Origin of the sequence: Halocatena salina, from assembly GCF_023115355.1 — an archaeon.
Lineage (GTDB): Archaea > Halobacteriota > Halobacteria > Halobacteriales > Haloarculaceae > Halocatena > Halocatena salina.
The window spans coordinates 364341-389969 of the sequence record NZ_CP096019.1 but is presented as its reverse complement, the minus strand read 5'-3'; the positions used below and the strand labels follow the sequence as shown (position 1 = coordinate 389969).

The 25629-nt window shown below is 58.3% G+C and carries 27 protein-coding genes; 12 read left to right on the top strand and 15 right to left on the bottom strand.

Annotated elements, in window-relative coordinates:
* Nucleotide 1: 1 nt before the first annotated feature.
* Complete coding sequence (gene fabG / locus MW046_RS01995) at nt 2-745, bottom strand: 3-oxoacyl-ACP reductase FabG (RefSeq protein ID WP_247993899.1); 744 nt, start codon at nt 743-745, stop codon at nt 2-4.
* Between the two features lie 297 nt (nt 746-1042).
* Here fabG and MW046_RS01990 point away from each other — a divergent pair, with 297 nt between their 5' ends.
* Both MW046_RS01990 and MW046_RS01985 read left to right on the top strand, forming a co-directional pair.
* Nucleotides 1043-2212, top strand: a complete 1170-nt coding sequence (locus tag MW046_RS01990; RefSeq protein ID WP_247993898.1) for an alpha-1 4-glucan-protein synthase — start codon at nt 1043-1045, stop codon at nt 2210-2212.
* A gap of 150 nt (nt 2213-2362) precedes the next feature.
* The gene (locus tag MW046_RS01985) at nt 2363-4570 is read left to right on the top strand and encodes a DUF7846 domain-containing protein (protein WP_247993897.1); all 2208 of its coding nucleotides are present in this window, start codon (nt 2363-2365) and stop codon (nt 4568-4570) included.
* Between the two features lie 123 nt (nt 4571-4693).
* Here MW046_RS01985 and MW046_RS01980 read toward each other — a convergent pair whose 3' ends face one another.
* Nucleotides 4694-5395 carry a dolichyl-phosphate hexose transferase gene (locus tag MW046_RS01980; protein WP_247993896.1) on the bottom strand — a complete coding sequence of 234 codons (702 nt, stop codon included), beginning with the start codon at nt 5393-5395 and terminating at the stop codon, nt 4694-4696.
* Between the two features lie 293 nt (nt 5396-5688).
* On the opposite strand from MW046_RS01980, the gene MW046_RS01975 reads away from it, so the two are divergent.
* Together MW046_RS01975 and aglJ are read left to right on the top strand one after the other, a co-directional pair.
* Nucleotides 5689-6057 carry a DUF7344 domain-containing protein gene (locus MW046_RS01975; RefSeq protein ID WP_247993895.1) on the top strand — a complete coding sequence of 123 codons (369 nt, stop codon included), beginning with the start codon at nt 5689-5691 and terminating at the stop codon, nt 6055-6057.
* A gap of 50 nt (nt 6058-6107) precedes the next feature.
* A complete protein-coding gene (gene aglJ, locus MW046_RS01970) occupies nt 6108-7112 on the top strand; it encodes an S-layer glycoprotein N-glycosyltransferase AglJ (protein WP_247993894.1) in 1005 nt (334 codons plus the stop codon).
* Here the strand turns inward: aglJ and MW046_RS01965 are convergent, their stop codons facing one another.
* Complete coding sequence (locus tag MW046_RS01965) at nt 7113-7445, bottom strand: hypothetical protein (protein ID WP_247993893.1); 333 nt, start codon at nt 7443-7445, stop codon at nt 7113-7115.
* 136 nt (nt 7446-7581) lie between these two features.
* Between MW046_RS01965 and MW046_RS01960 the strand changes: the two genes are divergently transcribed.
* On the top strand, nt 7582-7794 hold the full coding sequence (locus tag MW046_RS01960; protein ID WP_124955293.1) for a ribbon-helix-helix domain-containing protein: 213 nt from the start codon (nt 7582-7584) through the stop codon (nt 7792-7794).
* On the opposite strand, the gene MW046_RS01955 is transcribed toward MW046_RS01960, so the two are convergent.
* The 3 genes from MW046_RS01955 to MW046_RS01945 all read right to left on the bottom strand — a co-directional run bounded on the left by MW046_RS01955 (nt 7783) and on the right by MW046_RS01945 (nt 9796).
* Nucleotides 7783-8184: a JAB/MPN domain protein-containing protein gene (locus MW046_RS01955; RefSeq protein ID WP_247993892.1), complete on the bottom strand. Its 402-nt coding sequence runs from the start codon at nt 8182-8184 to the stop codon at nt 7783-7785. The two genes, MW046_RS01960 and MW046_RS01955, sit on opposite strands and share 12 nt — an antisense overlap.
* A 65-nt stretch (nt 8185-8249) precedes the next feature.
* Nucleotides 8250-8957, bottom strand: coding sequence for a hypothetical protein (locus tag MW046_RS01950; protein WP_247993891.1), 708 nt, complete (start codon nt 8955-8957; stop codon nt 8250-8252).
* An 86-nt stretch (nt 8958-9043) separates the two neighbouring features.
* Nucleotides 9044-9796, bottom strand: coding sequence for a DUF4013 domain-containing protein (locus tag MW046_RS01945; protein ID WP_247993890.1), 753 nt, complete (start codon nt 9794-9796; stop codon nt 9044-9046).
* Between the two features lie 623 nt (nt 9797-10419).
* Between MW046_RS01945 and MW046_RS01940 the strand changes: the two genes are divergently transcribed.
* Entirely contained in the window at nt 10420-11196 is a 777-nt protein-coding gene (locus MW046_RS01940) for a 23S rRNA (uridine(2552)-2'-O)-methyltransferase (protein WP_247993889.1), read from the top strand.
* 6 nt (nt 11197-11202) lie between these two features.
* Here MW046_RS01940 and MW046_RS01935 read toward each other — a convergent pair whose 3' ends face one another.
* The 5 genes from MW046_RS01935 to MW046_RS01915 all read right to left on the bottom strand — a co-directional run bounded on the left by MW046_RS01935 (nt 11203) and on the right by MW046_RS01915 (nt 15242).
* Nucleotides 11203-11946: a queuosine precursor transporter gene (locus MW046_RS01935; protein ID WP_247993888.1), complete on the bottom strand. Its 744-nt coding sequence runs from the start codon at nt 11944-11946 to the stop codon at nt 11203-11205.
* Nucleotides 11939-12115, bottom strand: coding sequence for a ribbon-helix-helix domain-containing protein (locus tag MW046_RS01930; RefSeq protein WP_247993887.1), 177 nt, complete (start codon nt 12113-12115; stop codon nt 11939-11941). The genes MW046_RS01935 and MW046_RS01930 overlap by 8 nt, the downstream gene beginning before the upstream one ends.
* A 72-nt stretch (nt 12116-12187) precedes the next feature.
* A complete protein-coding gene (locus MW046_RS01925; protein ID WP_247993886.1) occupies nt 12188-13279 on the bottom strand; it encodes a geranylgeranyl reductase family protein in 1092 nt (363 codons plus the stop codon).
* A gap of 40 nt (nt 13280-13319) precedes the next feature.
* Nucleotides 13320-14165 carry a formate/nitrite transporter family protein gene (locus tag MW046_RS01920; RefSeq protein ID WP_247993885.1) on the bottom strand — a complete coding sequence of 282 codons (846 nt, stop codon included), beginning with the start codon at nt 14163-14165 and terminating at the stop codon, nt 13320-13322.
* Between the two features lie 120 nt (nt 14166-14285).
* Nucleotides 14286-15242: a diacylglycerol/lipid kinase family protein gene (locus MW046_RS01915; RefSeq protein WP_247993884.1), complete on the bottom strand. Its 957-nt coding sequence runs from the start codon at nt 15240-15242 to the stop codon at nt 14286-14288.
* Between the two features lie 310 nt (nt 15243-15552).
* Here MW046_RS01915 and MW046_RS01910 point away from each other — a divergent pair, with 310 nt between their 5' ends.
* From MW046_RS01910 to hemA, 6 genes are all read left to right on the top strand, one after another.
* Nucleotides 15553-16212 (top strand): CehA/McbA family metallohydrolase, encoded by a 660-nt coding sequence (locus MW046_RS01910; RefSeq protein WP_247993883.1) that lies wholly within the window; start codon nt 15553-15555, stop codon nt 16210-16212.
* A gap of 51 nt (nt 16213-16263) precedes the next feature.
* A complete protein-coding gene (locus tag MW046_RS01905; protein WP_247993882.1) occupies nt 16264-17328 on the top strand; it encodes an actin-like salactin in 1065 nt (354 codons plus the stop codon).
* A gap of 211 nt (nt 17329-17539) precedes the next feature.
* Complete coding sequence (locus tag MW046_RS01900) at nt 17540-18943, top strand: short-chain fatty acid transporter (RefSeq protein ID WP_247993881.1); 1404 nt, start codon at nt 17540-17542, stop codon at nt 18941-18943.
* Nucleotides 18944-19188: 245 nt separating this feature from the next.
* Nucleotides 19189-20253 (top strand): siroheme decarboxylase subunit beta, encoded by a 1065-nt coding sequence (gene ahbB, locus MW046_RS01895; protein WP_247993880.1) that lies wholly within the window; start codon nt 19189-19191, stop codon nt 20251-20253.
* On the top strand, nt 20250-20897 hold the full coding sequence (locus tag MW046_RS01890; RefSeq protein ID WP_247993879.1) for a precorrin-2 dehydrogenase/sirohydrochlorin ferrochelatase family protein: 648 nt from the start codon (nt 20250-20252) through the stop codon (nt 20895-20897). Before ahbB ends, MW046_RS01890 begins: the two co-directional genes overlap by 4 nt.
* On the top strand, nt 20894-22243 hold the full coding sequence (hemA, locus tag MW046_RS01885) for a glutamyl-tRNA reductase (RefSeq protein ID WP_247993878.1): 1350 nt from the start codon (nt 20894-20896) through the stop codon (nt 22241-22243). Before MW046_RS01890 ends, hemA begins: the two co-directional genes overlap by 4 nt.
* 23 nt (nt 22244-22266) lie before the next feature.
* Here the strand turns inward: hemA and gcvH are convergent, their stop codons facing one another.
* The 4 genes from gcvH to MW046_RS01865 form a co-directional block, all read right to left on the bottom strand.
* A complete protein-coding gene (gene gcvH, locus MW046_RS01880; RefSeq protein WP_247993877.1) occupies nt 22267-22656 on the bottom strand; it encodes a glycine cleavage system protein GcvH in 390 nt (129 codons plus the stop codon).
* Nucleotides 22653-23744, bottom strand: a complete 1092-nt coding sequence (gene gcvT / locus MW046_RS01875) for a glycine cleavage system aminomethyltransferase GcvT (RefSeq protein WP_247993876.1) — start codon at nt 23742-23744, stop codon at nt 22653-22655. The genes gcvH and gcvT overlap by 4 nt, the downstream gene beginning before the upstream one ends.
* 68 nt (nt 23745-23812) lie before the next feature.
* Entirely contained in the window at nt 23813-24661 is an 849-nt protein-coding gene (locus MW046_RS01870; protein ID WP_247993875.1) for an ABC transporter permease, read from the bottom strand.
* On the bottom strand, nt 24658-25578 hold the full coding sequence (locus tag MW046_RS01865) for an ABC transporter ATP-binding protein (protein ID WP_247993874.1): 921 nt from the start codon (nt 25576-25578) through the stop codon (nt 24658-24660). The genes MW046_RS01870 and MW046_RS01865 overlap by 4 nt, the downstream gene beginning before the upstream one ends.
* Between the last annotated feature and the right edge of the window lie 51 nt (nt 25579-25629).

Genomic DNA, 25629 nt, shown 5'->3' with positions numbered 1-25629 from the left:
TTTACCACTCCATGCCACCGGTGATCGGAAGGATCTGCCCGGTCATGTAGCCGGAACGAGACCCTGCGAGATACCGGACGAGTCCAGCGATATCTTTCGGTTCTGCGAACCGATTCAATGGAATCTGATCCAGAATAGACTCTTGGATCTCTTTAGGGACATCTTCGAGCATATCAGTTTTGGTGAATCCGGGAGCAATGCAATTAACGGTTGTCCCTGATTTGGACATTTCGAGGGCCAGAGTGCGGGTAAGTCCGAACAGTCCGCTTTTTGCGGCCGCATAGTTGGCTTGCCCGTAGTTGCCTTTCAAACCGACCATCGACGAAACGTTGATCACTCGTCCCGTATCGGCGTTGTACACATCATCGAAATACGCCTTGATGCAGTTGAACGCGCCGTTGAGATTGACCGAAACGACCGACTGCCACTCTTCGGTCGTCATGTTATCGAACGTCTGATCGGCCGTGATCCCAGCGTTGTTCACAACCACTTCCGCCGGTCCGAACACCCGTCGAGTCGTCTCGCACATCGCCTCCATTTCATCGATTTCGGAGACGTTGCCCTGAACGGCGATCGCGTTACCACCAGATTCCTCGATAGCGTCGACGACATCGTGTGCCTGTGCTTCGGACGTGTGGTAGTTGACCACAACGTCTCCTCCAGCACGGCCTAACTCCTCGGCGATTCCTCGTCCGATACCTCTGGAGGCACCGGTTACCACACACGTCTTCTCTTCCAACGACATGGTATCTGAATTTGCTCCGTTATAACCTTAATATTTTTTATACGTGTGGCGTTGATCGCTCGCATCCCCGCCGTTTTGTTCTTTCTATAAACACATTCAGTTGGATAAACTCCTTCATCGTTGTCTCACATTTCTCCCTACAACATCGCCCATAATAAGCGTATGTTCTACGCGCATCCGAATATCGTAATACAATCATCTATAGGATTATGGAAATACTAACTCGTAAGATAGAGATGATTCTTCGATCGCAACCAACAGCTACTTTTGGATATCCTAGGTAGGGGTTGATACGGAATGACTGTAGACACGTGTGTTATTATCCCGACAATTAGGGAGTATGAATGTGTGCGAGCGTACGTTGCAAACGCCCGCGAGCACGGTTTCGATCTCGACCGGCTGTTTTTCTTGTTAGTCACAGAAGATTTCTGCGACACGGATGAGATGGAGTCGATGCTTGCAGAAGAGGACGTCGCCGGTGCGGTCTTTGACGGCTCACGCCGCGAGTCGTGGTATGACAGCCACGATATCAGCGAGTACTCCCATCTCGTCCCCGCTGCCAGCCACGCCGAGACGAGTTTCGGTCTGCTGTACATGTGGGCGAATTCGGAGTACGAGTACGGCTTTTTCATCGACGATGACACGCTGCCCCACGAGGAATTCGACTTCTTCGGGCGTCATTTCGAAAACATCGCGTTCGAAGGAGAGATCGAGAGTGTTGCCTCCGAGAAACAGTGGGTGAACGTTCTCTATCAGAACTTCGACGATCACGGGTTGTATCCGCGGGGGTACCCCTACAGCGCGATGGATGAATCGGTGGAGACGGACACCGAACACGTTGACAGCGTCGTCGCCTCGCAGGGTCTCTGGACGAACGTTCCCGACCTCGACGCCGTTCGCATCCTGATGGATGGTGATCTACAAGGTCAGGCCCAAACCCGCACGTCGATGGCAGACTTCGACGGGGACTTCGTAGCCCAATCGGGACAGTATCTCACCGTCTGCTCGATGAATCTCGCGTTTCGCCGCGAAGTCGTCCCTGCGTTCTACCAGCTTCCGATGGATGACAATCCGTGGGATGTCGGTCGATTCGACGACATCTGGAGCGGCGTCTTCTTGAAGCGGGCATGTGACATTCTCGGCAAACAGGTGTACAACGGCTACCCGCTGTGTGAACACAACAAGGCGGCGCGCTCGACGTTCGACGATCTCAACAACGAGGTTCCCGCGCTCGAACTCAACGAGCACGTCTGGGAGATCGTCGATGCGGTCGGAGACGACGCGAGCACCTACGCGGAGGCGTTCGACGCCATGGCGTCCGCCCTCGTCCAACACGACGGCGAGTACAACAACGACGACTTCCTCGTCTACGTCGGAGAGTACATGCACGAGTGGCTCGACTGTCTCGACGAGTTGACGCCGCTCTCCGAGCATCCGCGCGCAAGCGTTACCGCGACTGACGATTGATCGACTCGAACGTGGGTTGGACCCAATAGGGTCGTTCATCGATTTCGATTCGGAGTGGAGTCACGACTGTCATCGATCCAATGGATACGTATCTGATACAGAACGATTCATTCGTACCTGCCGACTTCGGTGAGACGGACAGCGCCAGCAATGAGCAGTACGGTAACGTGGGAGGCGAGGATGGAATCTAAGCGGGCGTTTCGCGTCGGTATCGCTGCTCTGTCCGTGCTTGGCGGGATCGTGGTGTTTCTCATTGCTCACGATTTGCTTCCGTATTTGTCTTCGAACCACGACGAAGGCGTCTATCTTCAGCAGGCTGCGATGCTCCTCGAAGGTAATCTCTGGCTCACGAGCGTGGTTCCGGACGCCGTCCGGCCGTGGTTTTTCGTCCAGGATGGACAGCGCCTCTACCCCAAGTATACACCGGTTGCCGCGCTCATGTACGCCCCGGGCGTCATGGTTGGGATGCCTCGGATAATACTCGGCCTGATCGCGGCGGGCAACATCGCACTCGTCGGTACGCTCGCTAGCGAGGTGTTCGATCGTCAAACGGGCATTCTCGCCGCGGGGTTCGCCCTCATAACGCCGTTTTTCCTGTTTATCTCCGCGACGTTTATGGCGTACGCACCCACGACGCTGTTGAACCTGCTGTTCGCCCTCGGATACGTCCGTATGTTCCGTCGGGAGAGCAAGCGGTACGCGGTGCTCGCGGGAATCGCTATCGGGCTTGCGTTTTTCTCTCGATCGTACACGGCGGTGCTGTTCGCCTTTCCGTTCGTCGTTCACGCCGCAACCGTTGTCGGACAGGATCTCTACCAGCGCTCGTTTTGGACGCCGACGATCCAACGGGAAGCGATCATCGGCGTCCTCGGGATCGTTGGTGTCGGGGTTGCGCTGGCGTACAACCACGTGATGACCGGGGACGCGCTCGTGTTTCCATATCAGGCGTTCGCCCCGTTGGATGGGCTGGGCTTTGGTGACCGGAAGCTGCGCGGCCGCGAGATCGAATACACGATCGAACTGGCGTGGCGGGCGAACAAACATCTCATCGCCGAGCTGTTCACACGGTGGACGGCTGCACCGCCGCTCGGTTCGCTCCTCGCGGCGATCGGTGTGTTCGCGTTCGTGCTCGGTTATCGACAGCGTCGGACAGCCCGACTGTCCGATCGCACGCTCGGGATTATACTGCTCGGAACCGGCCTGTCGATCCTACTCGGTAACATCTACTTTTGGGGAACGTTCAACACGCTTGGAGCCGTTGCTAACCCCACTGACGGCTTCATGAGCCGGTTCGGTCCGTTCTATCACTTTGATCTCGTCTTACCACTGTCGGTGTTCGGAAGCGCCGGCATGCTTTGGCTCGGTCGAACCCTTCGATCGCACCTTTCACGACAGTTTTCCTCACAGCAGATACGTGTCTTGTTCCTTGTGCTGATGGCTATCTCTGCGTTGGTCGGTGCAAGCGCGGAGTACAGCCGGATGGACACAGCCATCGAAAAACACGCGTCTACTACCGAACAGCAACGGTCCGTGGCCGCGCCGTTCGAGAATCGGACGTTCGAGAACGCGCTCGTTTTGATGCCGACCACATACGGACCGTGGCTGTCCCACCCGTTCCAACAGCTTCGAAACGGTGGATCGCTTGAGAAGGGACCGGTGTTGTACGCCCAGGACCGAGGGCCCGGTCTGAACTTCCTTACGCTCGATGCCTATTCCAATCGAACCCCCTATCGATTCACGTACCGCGGGCAGTGGCCCGGCGTCGTTACTCCTCATCTCCATCCACTGACCGTACACAACGATAGTTCTCACCAGCTCACCACGACCGTCACCCCGGTCGGAGAGGTGTCGTCCGTTCAGATCAGGACCGGAAACGATCGGGTTGTCTGGGAGCCTCCGGTCAACGAAACGGAGCGGACGATCAACGGTTCGTTCGACGTCACATGGTCGATCAACGGGACACACGCTACCCTCGATTCCATCAACGAGATGGCCGTTGCGCAGCGATCGGACGAGTACGAACGGGAACCTCCCTTGAACGGTGCAGCCCTTGCCCCCTCGACGTCACAGGGGTTATCGTCCACATCGATCGGGATCAACGGGTCTACCAGGGTGACGCTGGCGATCACCTTCGATCGACCCAACGGCGACATTCTCACCTACTGGTATCAGGTGGACGTCGATCCGAACGCTACCAACACCCGCATCCTGTGGCCCAACGAACGGAAAATATGTGATGATGCGCGCTACTGTGGACACAAGGGAACGTACATTCCGGGAGAGAAATACCCCGGAGGCGCTGCTATGAACACGACGTACACTGAGAGTTCCGACAACCGAACTGGAACCAGCGGGTAACCAGTCCTCTTTCGCTCGCTCGGGAGGCGAGGGTTCCGTCCTCGTTCGTGAACGGATCGAAAACGAGCTACGCACCGCGCGGCCCGAACGTCTGCCTGCAAAGAGCGTCGTCCGTTCTGTCGCTCATCGCAGTCGCTCTTGTAAACACACTTTCACGATGGATTTGGCGATCGCCAGCCCGCCCTCGATCGGGTCGAGTTTGGTTTCGCCACGACGTTCGCGGTACGTGATCGGTCGTTCACGGACGTTGTAACCCCGCATCAACGGTCGAATGAGCAGCTCTGCGGAAAGCCCGGTGTTTTCGGTCCACTTGATCTGTTGGACGACTTCTCGTCGGTAGGCGCGCATTCCCGTCGTCGTGTCGTGGACACGTTCACCCATCAACCCGCTGGCGAGCAGTGCGAACGCTGCGTTTCCAAACCGATTGAACGCGGGCATCTTCTCAGCCCCGTGGTACAGTCGGTCACCACTAACCACGTCGTATCCCTCATTGATCAACGAGAGGAAATCGCCAAGTGCCTCCATCGGATACGTGTCATCGCAATCAGTCGTGACGACCACCGGTCGGTTCGCGCTCAAAACGGCCTCCCGAACGGCTACACCGTATCCTTGCGGCTTTTGCTCGATGACGGTTGCCCCGTGTTCTCGGGCGATCTCGGGCGTGCGATCGCTCGAACCGTCGACACAGATGATCTCCGCATCGCCGTCGGTTACCCGCTCGATGTCCTCAAGGACGACTCCAATCGACTCCTCTTCGTTGTACGTTCCCATCACGACGCTCAGATCTTCGAACGTGAGCTGAGCCGATTCCGTTTCTTGTTGCATTAACCGCTACTCGGACGAGTGTACACTTCAGCGTTATCAAGCGCGCTACCGTCAATATCATAATGTGTGGTCATTGGCAACATTGATGTTCCGGTGTCCGTCCCTCGTTTCGGCTCCCGATACTGCTCGAACTGACGGTGTACCTCACGTTAATTTCACTATCGATATAATTGTCAGAGTGAAAGATTATTTATCATGGAGTACTATTGTTATATCATGATTGGAGATACTAATAACGTATTTATTAAACAAGGATGGCTGCATACGTTGCTTCGTCTGGTGGGTGATTTCCAATGACGGGTGAGTTGACGATCCACACGGAGTCACTTCGATCGCTGCCCGACGATACAGCGGTGTTCGAATCGATTATCAACTTCCGTCGTCGGACGATGATTCGGTATATGGGGCAGCTTCCTCCCGACGCCGCCGTGGAAACGTCAGAGCTTGCGCGCGTGTGTGCGGCCGTTGAGCAAGATCTTCCGCTCCATAAGGTAAATCACCAAACGTATCGCCACGCCTACCAAGCGGTTCGCCAGCGGGACATTCCTCATCTTGCAGACGAGAACGTTCTCAAGCGCCACGACCGGGACACTATCACTCGAGGCAAAGCGTTCCCCGTCTTCATCGAACTACTCGGCGCCATGGATGGCCAACTAGACTGATCGACGGGAGACGATGGGGTTTTTGTGGACAAGCCAGTAGTAAGCTATCGATGGCTTTCGATGACGTGTGTGTGCTCATACCGACGTTCAATGAGGCCCCGACGATCGGATCGGTCGTCGACGGCTTCATCGATCGAGGGTACACGAACGTTCTCGTGATCGACGGCGGATCGACCGACGACACTCAGACGGTCGCTGCCGCTCACGGCGCACGCGTCATCGAGCAACGCCGTTCTGGGAAGGGGCAAGCGGTTCGGGAAGGACTCGAATACATCGACACCAAGTACATCGTGTTGATCGATGGCGATTCGACTTACGATCCCGCCGACGCCGACCGACTCCTCGAACCACTGTTCGACGGACGCGCCGAGCACGTCATCGGGAATCGATTGGCCCAGTTGGACGACGAAGCGATGAGCCGACTCAACCAGTTTGGAAACCGGCTCATCAACAGTGCGTTCACGATGATTCACGGGCGCGATTTCGGCGATATTCTCAGTGGATACCGGGCGTTCACCCGTGATTCGCTCGAACAGATCAGGCTGTCTGCCGATGGATTCACCATCGAAACCGAGTTGGCGGTCGCAGCAGTCAAACATCGGATTCCGACCACTGTCGTTCCGATCGAATACGCTCCTCGACCTTCCGATTCGGAGACGAACCTCGATCCGATCCGGGACGGTGGCCGGATCATTCACGCGCTGTACAGTCTGGCTCGGAGGAACAATCCCCTGTTTTACTTCGGGAGTGTCGGTGGATTGAGTATCCTGTTTGGCAGCGGTGTCGGCGTGTTCGTGGGATACGAATGGTTCGTCCGCCACATTTCTCACGAAGCGCTCGCTGTGGTCTCGGCGTTCGCAATCCTTCTCGGCGTCCAACTGTTCATGTTCGGTGTGCTGTCCGATATGGTGGTTGCCGTGAACCGAGAACACACTCGACAAGTCCAAGCGCTGGCAACACAGCTCCGTCAAGAATCGACCGACACCACGGAAGAAGCGAGCGAAACGACGGACGAAACACCTGAAGAGACCACGACGATCGACGCTGAGAACTGATCACAACGGAAAGACCGACCGGATCCGATCGAGGAGTTGATTGCCTTCCTCTTGGCGGTACCGCTCGAACACTGGATGAAGCTCGTTCAACAGTTCCTGTTTGGTTTCAAACTCTCGAGTTGGCGTGTGATCCAGTGCTGTGTCTAACTGTATCGTATTCCCAGTGGCGTTGTAAGGTACCTCGATGTGCCCGAGGGTCTCTCTGAGGGTTCGTTTGTCCGTTGGAAACGATACGTCGGCGTCGGAGAGGTACGAATCGAGCGCAGCGATGCCGAACGCGATCATATCCTGCCCATCACCGACGCCGTTGTCTTGGGGTGGTGGAGCTTTCATTAGCTACGGTATGTTCCCCTGCGTTGAAAAGCTACTCCCTGCTCCGTGATGTCTGTCCACACATACCGTTCAGATGGTTGGTGGTACGTTCCAGCGAGGGAGAGGGTATATCCGATTGGATTGATTGAACATACGTATGACGGACTACACAACGGTTTCCATCCCGAAAGATCTCGCCGACCGCGTCGAGGACACGATCGAGGGAACGAGCTTTTCGAGTACGAGCGATCTCGTTCGGTTCCTTCTCCGAAGCATCGTCATCCAACACCAACGTTCGGGAAACCTTTCGGAAGCTGAGTTCGAGGAAATCGCCCGTCAGTTGCAGGATCTCGGTTACCTACACGATTGATTCAGTCGGTGGTTCAGCATCGATGACGGTCACCGGAAGCGAGCTGCCACTCCGGTCGAACGCAGTGATCTCGTTCCACGGCGGGATCGCCAGAAACACCACTTCGTGGAGATCGTCCTCCAAGGAAAGTTCGCGTCCGCCGTCCGGATGAGAGACGAACCGGCCCTGTGAGCGTGGCATGCCGAGATCCATGCCGAAGACGGCAGTTACCGATTCACCGGTGCTCGGGTGGTAGAAGTGGGTGAATACCGGCGTCTCGGCCGAGAGTGATTCGGCACCCGTAAGTATCCCTGCGCGCGTCACCGTCAGATCGATCGACACTTGCTCGGGATCTTGCTCGCGGGCGAAATCGAGCAGTACCGACGCGAGTCCACGAGTGATGTAGCGCACACCGACTGTTGGGTGTGTAACTGGATAACTTGTCGGGTGGGATGGAGTGTATCCTGACGATGCTGTCAGCTAAACCGTTCACGGAGCAATTTCACGCAGAGCGATGGAGCGCGCGAGCGCGAGCTACGGATCGCGTTCCGGAGCGCTTGTTGGGTGTCGTCGGTGATCCCGGAACCGTGCCCGACCAACAGACGTTCGACCGCGAGTCCGCCGAGACCGCTTGGCGGCGTCAGTCGAAGCATCGGATGCACCCCGAGGTGCTCATCGGGTGCACAGAAATAATCGACCGTTCCGAGAGATTCCGGTACGAGGAGACTCCCATCGTCGGGGCGATACAGCACCGCTTCTTTCCAGATCGGGAGATCTAGTCGTTTTCGAACGCGGTAGCCCGTTCCACCGAGTGTTGTGCCCAGCGCACGTATCGGTGCATCGATCGCTTCATCGATCGAATTCATCCACGTCGGCCGGTGCACCGCAACATCGTGACGACGAGCGATCGCTGCAGCATCGCGTTTGTGCCTATCAAGCAACACAACCGTGCCGAGGACGTCGCCAAATCCCTCGAGCAGTTCATCGAGATCGTCAGCATCGACGGGATCGACCAACCAAACACCATCCTGTCTGGTTCCGGTGTCACCGTCGTTTTCCGCCCGGTCTACGAGTGCATGGCTCGCGCGCTGCATCCGCTCGTCCGGATAGGCGATCCATCCAACACCGTCTTCTCGCCTATCGATCTCTCGTAGCTCCGTCAAGTCGGACCCCTTCATCGGCATGGTGTACGGTTTCGACCGCGAGGATATAATAAACTGGCACGTGACACAGTCACAAACGAGGTGTGATCCGGAACAATTCGTGGCACTCAGTGGTGTCCTGTCTCGGTTTCGAACGCGTTCGAAACCGACAGTCCATACAGATACTGGACGGAGACGCGCAGGTAAAACCGGAGGAAAAAGCCGATGAGCAGCGTCTGTAACGCGATCGTGATGGGAAGCAGGACGATCCGAAGCAAGCCTGCGATCACCCAGCCAACGACGTAATCCTCCGTAACGACACAGGACCGGAGTGCGACGTGATCGAACGCTGCCCGGATCGACCGTCGGGTAGCGAACAAAGCTGTGGCTGCGGGCAGGAGATACGCGGCGACGATGAGTGCGAACAGTCCGAGCAGAAGCGTTACCGCACCCATCGCGTTGAGTACCCAGTGCAGTCCTTGTCCAGTCGGTCGTCGAAGAGAGAGACCGACGATTCCCAACGCGAGCGATGGCACGAAATACCCCAGGAGGATTACGGTCGCTCTGATCCCATCGAAGACGGCACTCAGACGAAATACCGGCGCAGTGGGTTCGTCGCTTCTGACGACGGCACGCAAGACGGCGATGTCATAGCCTCGCAGAATCAGAGATATGACAGCATAGCAGACGACAGCCCCACCGAGGAGAGGGGAAGACTGACGCCACGCGCTCTCTCCAGCAAGAAAACGCGGCCCGAAATCGAAAAGTCGCGTTTCGAGCAACACTGTCGTTCCGGCACCTACAGCTCCGAGCACGCCGAACAGGACGCCTCCGATGACGACCGCCTTTGAGCCGTCGTTCCCCGACGGTGGAAAGTTCAACGCAGCACGAATCACTGCCAAGACAGTAGGCCGTGACGACTATAACAGGCTCGAAATGAAATCCGTTGAACAGCTCGTGGTTGGAGGGCGTTCGCTAACGGCAGTTACCCGGCGTCGGTGGACAAAAGCGTCTCCTCACTCGGATCGTTTGCACTCCTTGAGATACACGAAAACCGCCCGAGAGCGTCGGAAAGCCTACGGCTTGTTCAGGCCGACCGAGACGGAGCCGCTTTCGATGAAGAAGTTGTATCGAACTTCGTTCTCTTCTCTGGGAGAACACCAGTTTGGGGTGCCAGCACCACCCTGGACCGTTTCGCAGTTCATCCGGATGTTCTCGACTCCTTTGTCTAAACAATGGATGATAGACGTTTGGAATACTTGTCATAGTGTGGATGGAGACCGTGTATGACGCGGTGGGACGACCGTTCAGTAGCGGAGCACTCGAGTGGATATCATGGTAATTAACCTGATATTCATCGATTGAATTCTCAATCGATATATCTATCGGGCGTGTGCGGACCATCCGGTGTGCCTTTCCGGGTCGACCGCCTCACTCTCGGTATGACCGAGGCGTCGTCTGCAGTGTTCGCACTGAACAGAAACAGGCAGCACGTAGTGAGACCATGAGTCACCGAGATCAATACTACAATAAGGCCAAACAGGAAGGCTACCGTTCGCGCGCGGCGTACAAGCTCAAACAGCTCGACGAGGCGACAACGTTGCTCAACGAGAGTGCGACGGTGGTCGACCTCGGGGCGGCTCCGGGAGGATGGCTTCAGGTTGCCACTGAGCGCGTCGGCGAGGAGGGGACGGTGGTGGGCGTCGATCGCCAACGCATCGACCCGATCGACGGCGTACAGACGATCAGGGGCGATATGACCGACGATGAAACCCGTGAACGGGTTGCAGATCGGATCGAGGAATCCACGGGAGATGGCGTGGCCGATGTCGTTCTCTCGGACATGGCACCGAATATGACCGGAGAGTACTCCCTCGACCACGCGCGTTCGATCCATCTTGCCCGGCAGGCGTTCGACACAGCGATGGCAGTGTTAGCTCCCGGTGGAGATTTCGTCGTGAAGGTGTTCGATGGCTCCGATCTGGCAGCGTTCCGAGCGGAGATCGAATCGGAGTTCAAATACGTCCGTGCCGTCCACCCCGACGCTTCCCGTGATGAGTCTTCTGAGCTGTATCTGGTCGGCAAAGGTCACATCACGGTCCCGCTCGAAGCTGGTGTCGAGACCACCGTCGAGATCGTCGACACCGGTCACGAAGGCGACGGCATCGCCAAGGTCGACGGCTACACCCTGTTTGTTCCCGACACCGAGGCGGGAGAAACCGTCCGGGTGGTCGTCACAGACGTGAAGCCGAATTTCGGCTTCGCCGAGCGAATCGAATGACGCTTCTCAGGCCGTCACCGCGGTTTTCGATCGGTTCGATCGAACGAACCCCACGACCACGTACACGAACGGCGTATCCAGCAGCGCGATGAGGAGTTTCAGCAGGTACTGTCCCACGACGAGCGGAGCGACAGCACCCCACGAGAGCGGTGCGCCGGTGTCCAACAGAACGGGGGCGATCACGAACCCGATCCCGACGAAGACGACCGTATCGATCAGCTGGCTTGTTGCGGTTGAGCCGATGTTGCGAAGCCAGAGCTGCGCGCCGCCGGTCGCTTCTCGCAGCCGGTGAAACACGATTACATCCCAATTTTGACTGAGGAGATAGGCTGTGAGACTTCCGAGAACGATGTTCGTGCTCGCGCCAAGTACCGTCTGGAAGGCATCGGGATCGACGGCGTTGGTTTGGGCTGAGGGGGCCCAGATCGTGCTCCAGACGAGTGCTAGCAACACGATGTTCATGAAAAATCCGACGTTCACCACCATCTGGGCCGATCGCTTGCCGTACAGCTCCGTGATGCAGTCCGAGGCGAAAAACGTGAGCGCGTAGGCCAGCGCTGCACCGGGCATGGCGAGCGAGCTACCAGCGACCGGTATCGCTACCGGAAGGGTGAACTCGATCACCTTCGCGGCCGTCAGCTGAGCGGTGACGAGTGCCGTGATGAACAGTGACACCAACACGAGCGCGGAAACGGACAGTACGAGCGAATCAGGTGCCCGTGTGCTGTCTTGGGGGCGATCTTCACTCATCCGTCTCCAATCGACCGTGTCGCTCGTCGATCTCGTCGAGCAGATCGAGCGTCTTCCGGACCGACGCCCGAATGGCATCGCTCCGGTTGACGAACTTCCCGTCTTCCCCGACGTGTTCGTCGAGATCGTCGAGCAGTTCTTCTGGTATCTCTACGCTTATCTTGACCATACTCTAGGGTATAGAATTTCACGGCTAATATCCACGGTTTCGGCCGGCGGAGTGGCAATCGGAGTGACGAGCTTACCGTTCGGAAGCAGAGAGCACAGCTCGTAACTGTTCGCGTGAGAACAACGTCGACGGTCGATCCATATGAACACCGATTTCGCCAGATAGAGCGTCTAACCCGGCTGACTGGACGGCAGACGGGAGCGAATACGCACGCCGAACCCAATGCCCGAGACGGATCTCGGTGCTGAGGTCGTCTCGCCACGCGCGTTCGTACTCACCGAGCGTTCCGGGACGAGTCGGATCGATCTCGCGGGCAGCATGGTCGGCGGCGCGCATGCCATACAAGATACCGCCGCCGGTGAACGGTTTGGTCTGGCCGGCTGCATCGCCAATGAGGAAGCTGCGTCGGCCGATCACTCGGCGCGGTGGACCGATCGGGATCGCCCCCGAACAACGGTGTGAGACATCGACGCCGTAGGCATCACAGAACGAGGAAAAGCGCCCCGACACGTCGCTGTCCGGAGCGACCGCCAACCCGTACTCGACCCCCGCTTCGCCGCGTGGAATGCGCCACGCGAAAAACTCCGGAACGGTGAGATGAACGTCCACGAACGCTTCGTGGTCGGGTGTCGAATCGAACGCCAACACCCCATGGAGGAACTCCTCGGGTTGGGGCAGATCACACTCCCGGCGTACCCGTGACCGAGGACCGTCACAGCCTGCAACCATTCGCGCGTCGTGGCGCTCGGTTCCGTCTGGACCGTTCACTGTCACTGTGACGTGGTCGCGGTGCTCTTCGAGGGCTGTCACGGTGTGCTGATCACGGACATCCGCGCCGGCTCGGTCGGCCATGCGCGCGAGCGTTTTATCCAGCCCCACCCGGTCGATGGCGTTCGAGACCGGTTCGTCCTTGTAGAACGGCTCACCGTCCGTTTCCGGCCCGCCGATATGAAACCGTGCACCCCGGATCTCGTTTTGAAAGAGTTCATCCCGGGCGTCCGCAGGAACGTACTCCCAGATGTCTGTGCTAACGTGTCCAGAACAGGCGAGGGGTCGACCGATCTCCCCGTGTTCGAACACGAGCACGTCGTGGTTTCGCTCGGCCGCGCTGCGGGCAAACCGCGAACCGGCAGGTCCCGCACCCACAACGATGAAATCGTGCATTACCGGGCGAAAACACGCCAGCGAAGATATACCCCTCGAATCAGGAATCGTCCATCTCTTTCGCTTCGAATTCGACGTCTTTCTGCTCGCCTGCCAGAGCGATGTGGCCGTAATTGATCAGGCCCACGAAAACGGTCCCGCCGATTATGTTTCCGATCGTCGTACACAACAAGAAGAGTCCGAACGCTTCGAGCGTGACGCCCGTGCCGAGCGCCACTGCTGAGAGCACCTCTGTCGTGCCGAGGATAGCGTGGTGAAACGGGCCGAATCCGATGGCTGCAGTGGTGAGTAACACAAAGATGATGCGGCCGATCGTGTCGCGGCTGGCGGCTGAGAGCCACGTCGCCAATCCCATCAACCACCCGGCAATGACTCCCGAGAGCACGATGACCCACCACGGAAGCCCTACTAACGCCCCAGCAAGCGAGCCGAACGCCGCAGGCTCGGCGATACCCATCGGATCACCGATAGCGACGATCAGGGCGACGAATGCACCACACCCAACCAGATTCGAGACGTACGTCACGCTCCAAATGCGTCCCAGATCGGAAATCGACGCGCGCCCATCGAAAACGGGGAGGACCGCCATCGTCGAATGGGCGGTAAACAGTTCAGTTTGTCCGATAACCACGAACAGAAACGGGATCGAAGAGACACCAGCGAGGACGACCTGTTTCGTGAGTTCTGAGCCAAACCCACCGGAAAATGTCAGCACCATCGCCATGAACAACGCACCGAAGCTCAGGTTGAGCCCCGCAGAGAACCCAGAGATGAACGTCCCCAGCACCGGCCGATCCATCTCTTTGAGCGCGCTTTCCATCTCCCGTTCGAGGATCTTGCGATACGAGAGCGTTGCACCGGTTGGACCGTCGGAATCAGTTCCCATGTACGTCTTCCCTGCTGTTCATCCTACAAAACAGTTCGTCTGTGACCGGGGTGTGCCTTCGCTGTCGGTGTGGTTACAGAAGTACGAGAAGAAAGCCTCGCCCTTTAGGGCGGGAGGATGTCAGTCCGGCTCTGGGGCGTACTCCGGTCCCACGACGATCTCCAACTCCCGCGGGCGGATATTCAGCGACAGCTTCTGATGAGAACGTATCTCTCCATCGAGACTGAACTCGACCTCGGTGTCCTGTTGATTCGTTATCTCTAGATGATCGGACGTAAAACGCAGCATATGTTCGGTCGTTTCTCCGAACCACCGCTGTATCGCGGCTTCGGTGAGGAGGTCGTTCGTCGGCATCTCTTCGACGATCAGCACCTCGAAGAGACCGTCCTCTGCGTTTGCTTGTCCGCCGTTGCCCACGAACCGCCGGGCGTTCCCGATGAGGATACAGAGCGCCTCTCCCTGCCACGTGGACTCCGGAGCGGTGGCCCCAGTATCGATCTCTACGTGAAGCGGGTCGAACTCGGCTGCTTGTCGTATTCCGGTGAGGACGTACGCGAGCGTTCCGAACCGTTCTTTGAGTTCTGAACTTGTTTCGGAGCTTGTCTGTGCTGTGATACCCGCGATACAGGAGTTCGTGAACAGTTCACCATCGGCGACTCCAACGTCGATCCGTCGACGCTCACCTGTTTCGAGCAGCTCGAACGCCCGTTCGATGGTTTCCACGCCGAGATTCTGCGCGAAGTTGTTCCCAGTGCCAGCAGGAAGCACGCCGAACGTTACATCGGAGAGGGATCCAGCCCGATCGTACCCATCGACGACCTGGTGTATCGTCCCATCCCCACCACACGCGGCGAGCCGAGAGATGTTTTCGCGGGCGGCTTCTTTCCCCAGTTCGACCGCATCACCCGCCGCTTCCGTTTCGATAACCGTATGTCCTCGATCAGCCGCGTACGACCGAACCTCCTCAACGTGATTTCCCGTCCCACTTGAGGGATTGAGTACGATCCACCATCGATCGTTGTCGGGAGAAACGGCCGTCGACGAGTCATCGCCCGAATCGATGTGTTCATCCTTCATACTGTCGTATTGGTGGATATCAAATGCTGTTTGCCACGGTCGATCGTTCGCACGATTCGATTCCGGCGTTAAAACGGCCCATACGCGATAATTACTGACTGTTGGTGTTCCATCTACAAATAGACGTGGTTCGTCTCCGCAGGAAAGAAACCCTTTGGGCGAGAAAGACACACTGTTATCACACGCCGGGAATGCACTGTCGATTTCATTGAACCATGGTGAACGGGCCCCCATCTATCACGTGCATTTCACACATCAGTGGATTCGACCATTTCAGACCGCCTGCCAGGCCGATCATGGCGTCTACACAATGATTACAGTAGATCTTCACACCCACACCCGGTTTTTCCACGCGTTCAGCGGTCCGACCAGCTACGACCCGGTCGGCGCGCGTCTGTTAGTGGCGTTCGCACAGTGGCGTGGACTCGACGCCGTCGCAGTGACCAACCACGACTACTACAGCTGTCTCGACATCGATACGAGGGGAGTAACCCTCATTCCGGGGGTTGAGGTGTCGACGAGCGCCGGTCACATGCTGGTGATCGGACCGGACCCTCCCACGCGAACGACGCCGGGAGCACTCACGCCGGAGGAAACCATCGATATCGCACACGCCCGAGACTGTGCAGCGATCGTAGCTCATCCGTTTCGGAACAGCGTGGTTCGTGATCTTGATTTGCCGTTCGATGCCTACGAAGTCAACGGTAAGCGCTCCGTACCGATCGATCAGATCCAACAGCTGTCTGAAGCGGACGACACACCTCTCATCGGTGGTAGTGACGCCCATTACCCCTTCGAAGTCGGACGGGCGTACACGCGGGTTGACACCGAGAAATCCACTCCCAAAGCAGTCGCCGAAGCGATCCGGAACGGACGTACCGACTACCGTCTCAACGAATCGTTCCCGCTCCAGTTGCTACGGCAGCTATACCAACGTGTTCATCGACTCAAAGGCCACGTCGATGCCTGATCCACGATCGATCTGTGATCGTTTATCCGTCTGCCTTTGAAAGAGAGACGTATGCTTGGGGAGACACCGCCTGTCCGGGGAGATCGAGACGGTCCAGTTCCGATCGGGATCAAGATCGGGAGTACGCGAACCGTCATCGCTCGACCGGACGAGTCGGGGATCGAGACCCACGCAACACTCACCTGTTTGGCCCAATACGAGGATGTCCTGTCGGGAACGACGCAGGTCATCTACGGTGAGAAAGCGGCGTACGAATATCCCGAGCGGGTGGAGTTCATGCTGCGGACGGGACTCCCCGAGGACGATGATCGGGCGGCGGCCACGGCGACGTTTTTCGAGCAGATCGTCGATGAGAACGACCTTCCGACGAACAGCGTTGCAGTGTACGCCATTCCGGCGATCAACAACGAAACCGGATTGCGGAACCTGACCGACGTGATCGAACGGACCGCTATCGGTGGTCGGCTCATCCGGGGCTATCCGGAGTCGTTGTGTGGATCGATTCCCGCGTTCGGCTCGGAACTGACAGCGATCGGGCGCGTTTTTATATCGATCAATATGGGATCGACGAACATCGGTGCGTGTGCATACCGCCATGGAAAACAGCTATCGCGGTTCACGACGGGATCGATCGCTGGAAACGAAGTCGACCGATGGATCGCTACCAACGTCGAGGAAGAGACCCAAGGCCGGGTCCACATCGATGGGACCACGGCGAGAGAGTATAAGGAGGAACACGGTGATTTCAACGACTTTCGGCCGTTTACCGACGTTATCCAGCAACCCGGCGGAGGGACCCACGAGTTCACCATCGAACGCAGCGTGATGGACGCACTCGACCGGTACGTCGACGACGCTGTCGACGCGATCGCAAACGAGTTCCTCCCACAGCTGGCCACCGATCACACGAAAGTATACAAACACGTTCTCAACGAACCGATCGCTCTCACCGGTGGGATGGCCGCGGTTCCGGGGTTACCCGAAACGTTCGAACGCCGGCTCGGCGAGGAACTCCAACACAAGGTCAACGTGATCGCGCCCGAAGACCCCGAGACGGCCGCTGCTCGAGGTGCGTTCAGTCTCGCAGACCAGTTCATCGAGAAGGAATGGTACTAACCATCACAAAGAGAGGTCACACGTAATCGAGCGTATCGTATCGAGTAACGACCCCGTTAAAATCAGTATCGAACGCGAGAACGTCGTCGATTTCGCGTTGTTTACGTACTAATAAATGATCTCGCTATGAACCGTTCGATCCACACGGTAGCGGTTCTCCATCCCGTACAGTACCAACCATTAAGCAGATACAATTAGATACACGATCAGTATGTCGCCAGAATGGACAAGTGCGGGAAGCGGCAATTGGTTCGAGCGGGCGGGCCACCGGCTTGCGGGCGTCGTAGAGCGGTGGATGCCGAGTCCGTTTCTGTTTGCGATCATCCTGAGCTACGTGGTGTTCGTCGCAGGTATCGTTCTCGAAGGAGTCGGGCCGACCGCGATGGTCGGCCATTGGTTCGATGGGTTTTGGACGTTTCTCTCGTTCGGCATGCAGATGGTTCTCATTCTGATGACTGGATTCGTCATCGCGTATCATCCACGAGTGAACGGCAGACTTCGGCAGCTGGCACAGCTCCCATCGACCGGTCGGCAGGCGGTCGTGATGGTCGGCGTGTTCTCGATGGCCATGGCGTGGGTACACTGGGGGTTCAGTCTCATCCTCGGGGCCATTTTTGCCCGCGAGATGGGGATCGCTGCCGATGAGAACGGCGTCGACGTCCACTACCCGTTGTTGTGCGTGGCGGGATACATGGGACTGGGACTGACGTGGCACTGGGGGCTGTCGGGATCAGCGCCGCTGTTGCTCGCTACCGAGGGAAACGAGTTCATTGAACTCGGCGTGCTTGACGGCGTCATCAGCACCACTCGAACGATCTTCCACCCCTACGCGCTTGCGTTGACCACTCTCGGAATCGGGTACGCCGCCGTCGCATTGGCGCTGCTTACTCCCTCTCCCGCCCGGTCTCGATCCATCTCCACGTATCTTTCCGCCGAGGAACTCGACCGGGACCGGGCTGGAAGCGATCCCCCGACCGATCCACAGGCCCCAGCCCAGCGCATCGACAACAGCCGTGTGCTCGGCGGGGTGATCGCACTGACGGGGCTGTCGTACGTGGCGTTCCTGTTCGTAACCCAAGGTCTGGATGCACTCACGCTGAACGTCGTCAATTTCGGCTTCCTGTTTCTCGGCGTCGCCCTGTACACCCGGCCGGCCGTCTACCGCGAGCGGTTCGAGGAAGCGGCCTCAGCCGCATCAGGGATCATCCTTCTGTTTCCCTTTTTCGCGGGCATCCAAGGAATGATGAACGCCTCCGGACTGTCAGAGCGGCTGGCCGAAACGTTGCTGTCGGTCTCGACAGCCGAGACGTTCCCCGTTATCGCGTGGCTCACCGGTTCGGTCGTCAACCTCTTCGTGCCCTCGGGCGGTGGGGAATGGATCGTACTCGGGCCCTCTGTCGTGGACGCCGCACAACAGTTGGGCGTTCCGGTCGGGCAGGCGACGATCGCGTACGCCGTCGGGGATGCACACACCAACCTGCTCAATCCGTTCTGGGCGCTTCCCCTGCTAGCGATCACCGGGCTCAAGGCCCGTGAACTGTTCGGCTACGCTGTCGCCATGCTGCTGTTGCTTATCCCGTTTCTGAGCGTCGCCTTGTTGGTGCTTCCGTATTGAGTTCGGATACACAGTCCTCGTTGGGGATGAACCGGACTTTCTCCGATACGGGAAGCTCCAACTGTTCCCGATCTCTTTCGGGATCGTTGCTTGCCCGCTTCGAGTAACGGTGACGATTCGACCGATTATTATTCCATTATATTCATAACATTAGATTGTTGTAATGGATCTTCTCCTGTGGTCACGCTGAGACAGTACCTCGAGACGAACGCGTCGTTTATGGGAAGAAAGCCCGGAGAAAGCACATGAGCACCGAGGAGTTGGACCGTACCGATCGGGCCATCATCAATGGGTTTCAGGGCGGATTTCCGGTTACAGCACGACCGTTCGAAGCGGCGGCCGACGCGCTCGGTGACCGATCGATCGACGTGACAGCCAACGAGCTTCTTGATCGGATCCGGACGCTGTCGGAAGAGGGTGTCCTCACGCGGTTCGGACCGCTCATCAACGCCGAAGCGATCGGGGGCACGGCGACGCTGGTGGCTATGCACGCCCCAGAAGAACGGTTCGAGGAGATCGTACGGCAGGTCAATGACCACCGGGAGATCGCCCACAACTACGAGCGCGAGCACCCCCATCTCAACATGTGGTTCGTCGTGTCGGTAGCCGACGCCGACCGCGTAGAGAATGTGTTGGACACCATCGAGTCTGAAACCGGACAGCCGACGTACAACATGCCAAAACAGAGGGAGTTCCGCGTCGAGGCGAAGTTTCCGATCGATGGACCTCTACGCGATACCGGACTCGACCTCTCCGAGTTAGGACCCGCTCCCGATCCGATCTCCGCCGAGCAGACGGGACTCACGCCTGCGGAACGGGTGTTACTCCGGGAGATTCAGGACGGGTTACCACTGACACAGACACCGTACGCCGACGTTGGGCGGGCCATCGACCAGCCGCTCGACTGGACGCTCGAAACGATCGCACGATTCAACGAGCGCGGGCAGATCCGGCGCATCGGCGTGATTCCAAACCACTACGCGCTCGGGTATACGGAAAACGGGATGACTGTGTGGAACGTCCCGGACGATCTCGTCGAAGCGGTCGGACCGGAGATCGCATCTTTGGAGTACGTCACCCACTGTTATGAGCGTCCACGCCACGAGGACGTGTGGCCGTACAACTTCTTTGCGATGACCCACGGTCGCACTGACGCCGAAAGCGACCGACGGATCCGGGCGATTCGAGATCGAATGGCCGAGTTTTGGGACGTCGATGCCGACCAGTGGGACACGCTGTTCTCGACGTCGGTGTTGAAAAAAACGGGCATCAGGCTCGACGATCGGCTGTCGGACACGGGGTCAGCGTGATTCCCCTGTTACACGATTTTACCGGTACTCGGGTGCTCGTCTTTGGGGGTGGGCGGGTCGGTGCGCGCCGTGCCCGCACATTCGACCGCGAAGCCGACGTGGTGGTCGTCAGTCCCACGTTCGTCGAGGAGTCGTTCGGCTCGGCGGCTCGCGTCCGCGCCGCGCCCGAACCGGCTGCTGTCGGTGACTGGATCGACCGCGTCGATCCGGCGGTGATCGTCGCAGCCACCGATCGAACGGCACTGAATGACGCGATCGCCACCGCTGGCCACGATCGTGGTGTGCTCGTCAACCGAGCCGATCAGGCGGCTGGAGCCGACAGAACGGTCTCTGATGTCGCCGTTCCCGCTACCGTCTGGTCGGAACCGGTCGTCGTGGGCATCTCGACGGGGGGACGGAGTCCGGCGCTGACCCGCGTGCTCCGAGAACGGATCGAGCCTCACATCGAGGATGCAGGTGAGATGGCACGAGTAACGGGATCTCTTCGAGCGGCACTAAACGACGTCTCACCGGAACAACGACGATCGGCCCTCCGCGCTGTCGTGCGGTCCGATCGCGTTTGGAAGGCTTTAGGTGATAGCCATACGAACACGGAGCAAGCAGTGAGCGAAGTCATCGCTTCTGAACTGGGTGAAACGGAATGACTGCCGGGACTGGCGTCATCACGGGATGGAGCATCAGCCACAGCAACGCCGACATCGACACGATCGAGACTGCGTGTTCGAGATCCGACTCGGAAATCATCGAATCAGTGCTCGATCAGTCCGCTGTCACCGAAGCCGTCTGTATCCAGACGTGCAACCGGGTCGAAACCTACGTCGTCACTGATTCGTCTGCTACCGGTCGGGAGGCTCTCGAAACGGTCCGCCCCGACGTTTCCGACGCGGCTATCAGTGAACTGGACCACGAGGGATCGCTACGACACCTGATGCGCGTCGCCTGTGGCCTAGAATCGCTCGTCCTCGGCGAAGACCAGATCCTCGGTCAGTTACGGGATGCGTATCTGACCGCACGGTCGATGGACGCCGTCGGGCCCGTGCTTGAAACGGGGTTGACGAAGGCAATCCACGTTGGAGAGCGGGCGAGAAGTGAGACGACGATCAACGAAGGCGTCGTTTCGTTGGGAAGTGCGGCCGTGGAGTTGGCCAACCGGGAAACCGAACTTGCCTCTGCGACGGCGATGGTCGTCGGTGTGGGTGAGATGGGTACGATCGCGGCGAGCGCGCTCGCTCCCGACGTGAACCAGCTCATCGTCGCCAACCGAACCACCGAACACGCCGAGCACCTCGTGGATGCCCTTGACGGTGCCCGTGCCATCGGTCTCGATTCGCTTTCGGACACGATCGCGGACTGTGACATCGTCGTCAGCGCCACAGGTAGCGATACCCCGATCATCGACCGCTCGATGGTGAACGCAAGTGATGATCCGACGCTACTCATCGATATCGCTCAGCCTCGTGATATCGCTCCGACCGTCGGCTCATTTCCGGGCGTGGAGCTGTACGATCTCGACGCACTCGAATCGATTACGGCCGAGACGACAGAAGCCCGCCGCGGGGCCGCCCGACAGGTCGAGGAGATGATCGATGAGGCGATCGACCGGCTTCTCACTCAGTACAAACGAAAGCAGGCAGATGAGGTCATCGCCGCCATGTATGAGGGGGCAGAACGCATCAAACAACGAGAGCTACAGACTGCGCTCTCACAGCTCGATGCAGCGGATGAACTCACCGCTGAACAGCGCGAAACCGTCGAATCGCTCGCGGATGCACTCGTCGGACAACTGCTCGCTGCACCGACGAAAAGCCTCCGTGACGCCGCAGAACGCGACGACTGGTCGACGATCAACACCGCGCTTCAGCTGTTTGATCCTGGCTTCGAAGAACGGCCGTCACGGTCAGACCGATCTCCTCAGTATTCATCTCCGAATACAAAGCCGACGGCGGCAAACGCCGGAATCACGGGATCGGATGCTTCGGACGATGACTGACCGTACGCAGAACGGGAACTGACTTACTCGATCTGCTGTTCGTACTCCTCGGCAGTGAGAAGCGCGTCACTTTCGGACGCGTCGATCTCATCGAGTTCGAGTAGCCACCCATCGCCGTAGGGATCGTCGTTGAGGCGTTCGGGTTCGTCGAACACTGCTTCGTTCACCGTAGCAACGGTTCCCGACAGCGGTGAATACAGATCCGAGACGGCTTTGATCGATTCCACCACGCCGAGTTCGCCGTCTTGATCGATTTCCTCGTCCGGCTCCGGTAGCTCGACGAACACGATGTCACCGAGTTCGTCTTGTGCGAATTCAGAGATTCCGACGCGCGCGGTTCCGGCTTGCTCGTCAATACGCGCCCATTCGTGTGTTTCTAGGTAGTAGCAGTCCTCTGGTATCTCGAAGCTCATTGTTCGACAGTTGGGTGCTCAAAGGGCGGGTTCTTGATGAGTCCTGCCTTTCGATCGTCACGAATGACAACTCGGATCTCCGTTCCCGGCTCGGCGTGATCCGTGGACACGTATCCTAACCCGATCGGAACGCCGAGCGTCGGGCTGAGTGTCCCACTGGTTACGGTTCCGATCGGCGTGCCGTCGGCGCTCTCGACCGCGTATCCGTTGCGTGGCACGCCGCGCTCGGTGAGTTCGATCCCGACGAACTGCTCGTTCGGCGTAGCATCGACGAGCACGTCCCGTCCCAAGAACTGCGTATCGGTATCGACGACGAAACCGATACCCGCTTCATACGGCGTTCGTGGGTTCGATTCCGGATCAAAATCCTGTCCCGACAGCAAAAACCCCTGTTCGATCCGGAGCGTATCCCGCGCCCCGAGTCCGCAGGGCTGACCGTCTATGGCGTCCCACACTGCTCGTGTGTCCTCCCACGGACAGAGCAGTTCGAAGCCGTCCTCGCCGGTGTATCCCGTCCGCGAACAGAGACAGTCCACGCCTGCGATGGACACCGACTGGATTTTGAACCGTCCGAGATCGCGGGCGGTCTCGATCACCGCACCGACGCGCGCCTCGCTCTCAGGTCCCTGAACGGCGATCATCGCGTATCGTTCGGTGACGTTCGCAACCGTACAATCGAGATCCCACTTCTCGCGGTGGGAACGCCAATGGTCGTACAGCTCCTCGTCGTGACCGGCGTTTGGAACGAACAGGTATCCTTCGTCGTCCGGACGGTTGTAGACGACCGTATCGTCCAGCATGATCCCGCGTTCGTCGGTGACTGCCGAGTACTGACCGTCCCCCGGCTCGAGAGCGGTCACATCGTTCGTGGTGAGTCGTTGTGTGAGCTCGTCCGCGTCCGGCCCACGAACCTCGATCTCGCCCATGTGTGAGACGTCGAATTTGCCGATCGACTCCCGAACGGCCTCATGTTCGGTTTTGATCGATTCGAACTCGACCGGCATCTCCCAGCCGCCGAACGATGTGAGAGATGCCCCACGGTCCATGTGGACATCGCCCAGCGGTGGCTGTCGCAACTCCTGTGCCATACGCTCTCCACGAACTGGATCGGGTAATCGTTTGCCTTCGTTCGAACGGGTAGTGACGACCGGGAGCGTTACAGATCCACGCTCCGGAATCGGAGGGTGCCAAGCGCGGCCGGAAGGACGATCCAAGCTATGAGAATGAGCAGCGCGAACCACGCCGAGAGGTAGAACGGATCGCCGGGCTGAGACGTGAATACCTCATTGAAGCTAGCCTCTGAAACCATTGCCGCCGTCACAGTGCTGAACGCGCCGTTCGGACTCAACTGTGTGTACAACAGAAACCAGTCCGGAATGCCCTGCCTGAAAAAGAACGTTCCGCTGATGATCCAGTCGATCCCGATTCCGATCGTTTCCCACAGCCAGTTGAACAGGAGATAGACGCCGAAGATGCCGGCTCCGGCCTTCGTCGTGGATTTCGTCAGCGCGGAGAATCCGATCCCGATGCTCACGTAGGCAGCACCGAACAAGACGGCCAACAGCACGAACAACGCGAATCGGCCCGGGGACATTTCGGGATACAGGGCCAACATAACGGCCGTGGCAACAGCGAATCCGACGACGATCGACACCGTCAGCACGGATACCCGACCGATGAGCTTACCCATCACGACACTTGACCGACGGTGAGGCAGCGACAGGAGAAGCTTCACGCTGCCGTTCTCGACCTCTCCCGAAATGGCCTTGTATCCGAGCATCAGCCCGATGATCGGAACGAGCATTGTGACGGGGGTTTGTAAGAAATCGACGAATCCGAGCGAAGAGATGACGTCGTTCGCACCGCCTTGTTGGATCGCCGGGATCTGGGCGTACAGGAACGCACTGCCAGCTGCAAACAGGATGAACAGTAACGACACGACCCACAGCAGCTTCGAGCGTCCGGCGTCACGGAAGTCCTTCTGTGCGACGATCGCCCAGCTCATGCGACCACCCGCTGTTCGTCGTTGGTGTACGCCATAAACAGATCTTCGAGACTCGCGTCTTCGGTAGCGAAGTCCTCGACGGTCGCACCGCTCTCTTCGATCGTACTCAACACCGCAGATTTCGAGTCGTCACTCGATTCGACCGTAATGGCCGTCCCGTCGACCATGACCCCTGACACGCCGCTGAGCGCCCGGAGCCGCTGTTCGATGTCGTCTGGTATCCGGTCGACGTGGACAACTAACGTCGACTGAGTTCCGATCGCATCGCGCAGTCCATTGATCGTGTCCTCCGCGACGAGTTTACCCTCCCGAAGGATGCCAACTCGGTCACAGATCGAATCGACCTGACCGAGGATATGACTCGAAAAGAACACGGAGGCACCGCGATTGCACTCCTCACGGATGATTTCACGCATCTCGCGAGCGCCTGCGGGATCTAGTCCCGTCGATGGCTCGTCTAGGATAAGTAGGTCTGGCTCCCCGACGAGCGCCATTCCGAGTACAAGTCGTTGGGCCATTCCTTTCGAGTAGCCGCCTGCCTTCCGATCCGCGGCGTCGGCGATACCGACCCGTGATAGCAACTCGTCAGGGTCATCGTCGGCGTTCTTCGAATCGATGGCGAACTGGAGGTGTTGACGGCCGGTAAGCCGATCGTACACGTGATAGCCGTCGGGCAACACGCCGACGCGCTGTCTGATCTGGGTGCTCTCCTCGCGGGCGTCATAACCAAGCACCCGCGCACTTCCGGCTGTCGGGCGCACGAAATCGAGCAACACGTTGATCGTCGTCGATTTTCCAGCACCGTTTGGACCTAAAAAGCCGTATATCTCGCCGTTCTCTACTGTAAGATCGAGGTCATTCAGGGCGGTGACCTCTCCAAACCGTTTTGTTACGCCTTGGAGTTCGATGGCGGCCATACCGCTCATTGAGCGTCATGCATTATAACAGTGATTATTTCGCGCTCTAAC

What these genes read in the sequence shown, in the direction of transcription:
- fabG (WP_247993899.1), bottom strand. Translation starts at nt 745, where the DNA reads ATGTCGTTGGAAGAGAAGACGTGTGTGGTAACCGGTGCCTCCAGAGGT.
- MW046_RS01990 (WP_247993898.1), top strand. Translation starts at nt 1,043, where the DNA reads ATGACTGTAGACACGTGTGTTATTATCCCGACAATTAGGGAGTATGAA.
- MW046_RS01985 (WP_247993897.1), top strand. Translation starts at nt 2,363, where the DNA reads ATGAGCAGTACGGTAACGTGGGAGGCGAGGATGGAATCTAAGCGGGCG.
- MW046_RS01980 (WP_247993896.1), bottom strand. Translation starts at nt 5,395, where the DNA reads ATGCAACAAGAAACGGAATCGGCTCAGCTCACGTTCGAAGATCTGAGC.
- MW046_RS01975 (WP_247993895.1), top strand. Translation starts at nt 5,689, where the DNA reads ATGACGGGTGAGTTGACGATCCACACGGAGTCACTTCGATCGCTGCCC.
- aglJ (WP_247993894.1), top strand. Translation starts at nt 6,108, where the DNA reads ATGGCTTTCGATGACGTGTGTGTGCTCATACCGACGTTCAATGAGGCC.
- MW046_RS01965 (WP_247993893.1), bottom strand. Translation starts at nt 7,445, where the DNA reads ATGAAAGCTCCACCACCCCAAGACAACGGCGTCGGTGATGGGCAGGAT.
- MW046_RS01960 (WP_124955293.1), top strand. Translation starts at nt 7,582, where the DNA reads ATGACGGACTACACAACGGTTTCCATCCCGAAAGATCTCGCCGACCGC.
- MW046_RS01950 (WP_247993891.1), bottom strand. Translation starts at nt 8,957, where the DNA reads ATGCCGATGAAGGGGTCCGACTTGACGGAGCTACGAGAGATCGATAGG.
- MW046_RS01940 (WP_247993889.1), top strand. Translation starts at nt 10,420, where the DNA reads ATGAGTCACCGAGATCAATACTACAATAAGGCCAAACAGGAAGGCTAC.
- MW046_RS01935 (WP_247993888.1), bottom strand. Translation starts at nt 11,946, where the DNA reads ATGAGTGAAGATCGCCCCCAAGACAGCACACGGGCACCTGATTCGCTC.
- MW046_RS01930 (WP_247993887.1), bottom strand. Translation starts at nt 12,115, where the DNA reads ATGGTCAAGATAAGCGTAGAGATACCAGAAGAACTGCTCGACGATCTC.
- MW046_RS01925 (WP_247993886.1), bottom strand. Translation starts at nt 13,279, where the DNA reads ATGCACGATTTCATCGTTGTGGGTGCGGGACCTGCCGGTTCGCGGTTT.
- MW046_RS01920 (WP_247993885.1), bottom strand. Translation starts at nt 14,165, where the DNA reads ATGGGAACTGATTCCGACGGTCCAACCGGTGCAACGCTCTCGTATCGC.
- MW046_RS01915 (WP_247993884.1), bottom strand. Translation starts at nt 15,242, where the DNA reads ATGAAGGATGAACACATCGATTCGGGCGATGACTCGTCGACGGCCGTT.
- MW046_RS01910 (WP_247993883.1), top strand. Translation starts at nt 15,553, where the DNA reads ATGATTACAGTAGATCTTCACACCCACACCCGGTTTTTCCACGCGTTC.
- MW046_RS01905 (WP_247993882.1), top strand. Translation starts at nt 16,264, where the DNA reads ATGCTTGGGGAGACACCGCCTGTCCGGGGAGATCGAGACGGTCCAGTT.
- MW046_RS01900 (WP_247993881.1), top strand. Translation starts at nt 17,540, where the DNA reads ATGTCGCCAGAATGGACAAGTGCGGGAAGCGGCAATTGGTTCGAGCGG.
- ahbB (WP_247993880.1), top strand. Translation starts at nt 19,189, where the DNA reads ATGAGCACCGAGGAGTTGGACCGTACCGATCGGGCCATCATCAATGGG.
- hemA (WP_247993878.1), top strand. Translation starts at nt 20,894, where the DNA reads ATGACTGCCGGGACTGGCGTCATCACGGGATGGAGCATCAGCCACAGC.
- gcvH (WP_247993877.1), bottom strand. Translation starts at nt 22,656, where the DNA reads ATGAGCTTCGAGATACCAGAGGACTGCTACTACCTAGAAACACACGAA.
- gcvT (WP_247993876.1), bottom strand. Translation starts at nt 23,744, where the DNA reads ATGGCACAGGAGTTGCGACAGCCACCGCTGGGCGATGTCCACATGGAC.
- MW046_RS01870 (WP_247993875.1), bottom strand. Translation starts at nt 24,661, where the DNA reads ATGAGCTGGGCGATCGTCGCACAGAAGGACTTCCGTGACGCCGGACGC.
- MW046_RS01865 (WP_247993874.1), bottom strand. Translation starts at nt 25,578, where the DNA reads ATGGCCGCCATCGAACTCCAAGGCGTAACAAAACGGTTTGGAGAGGTC.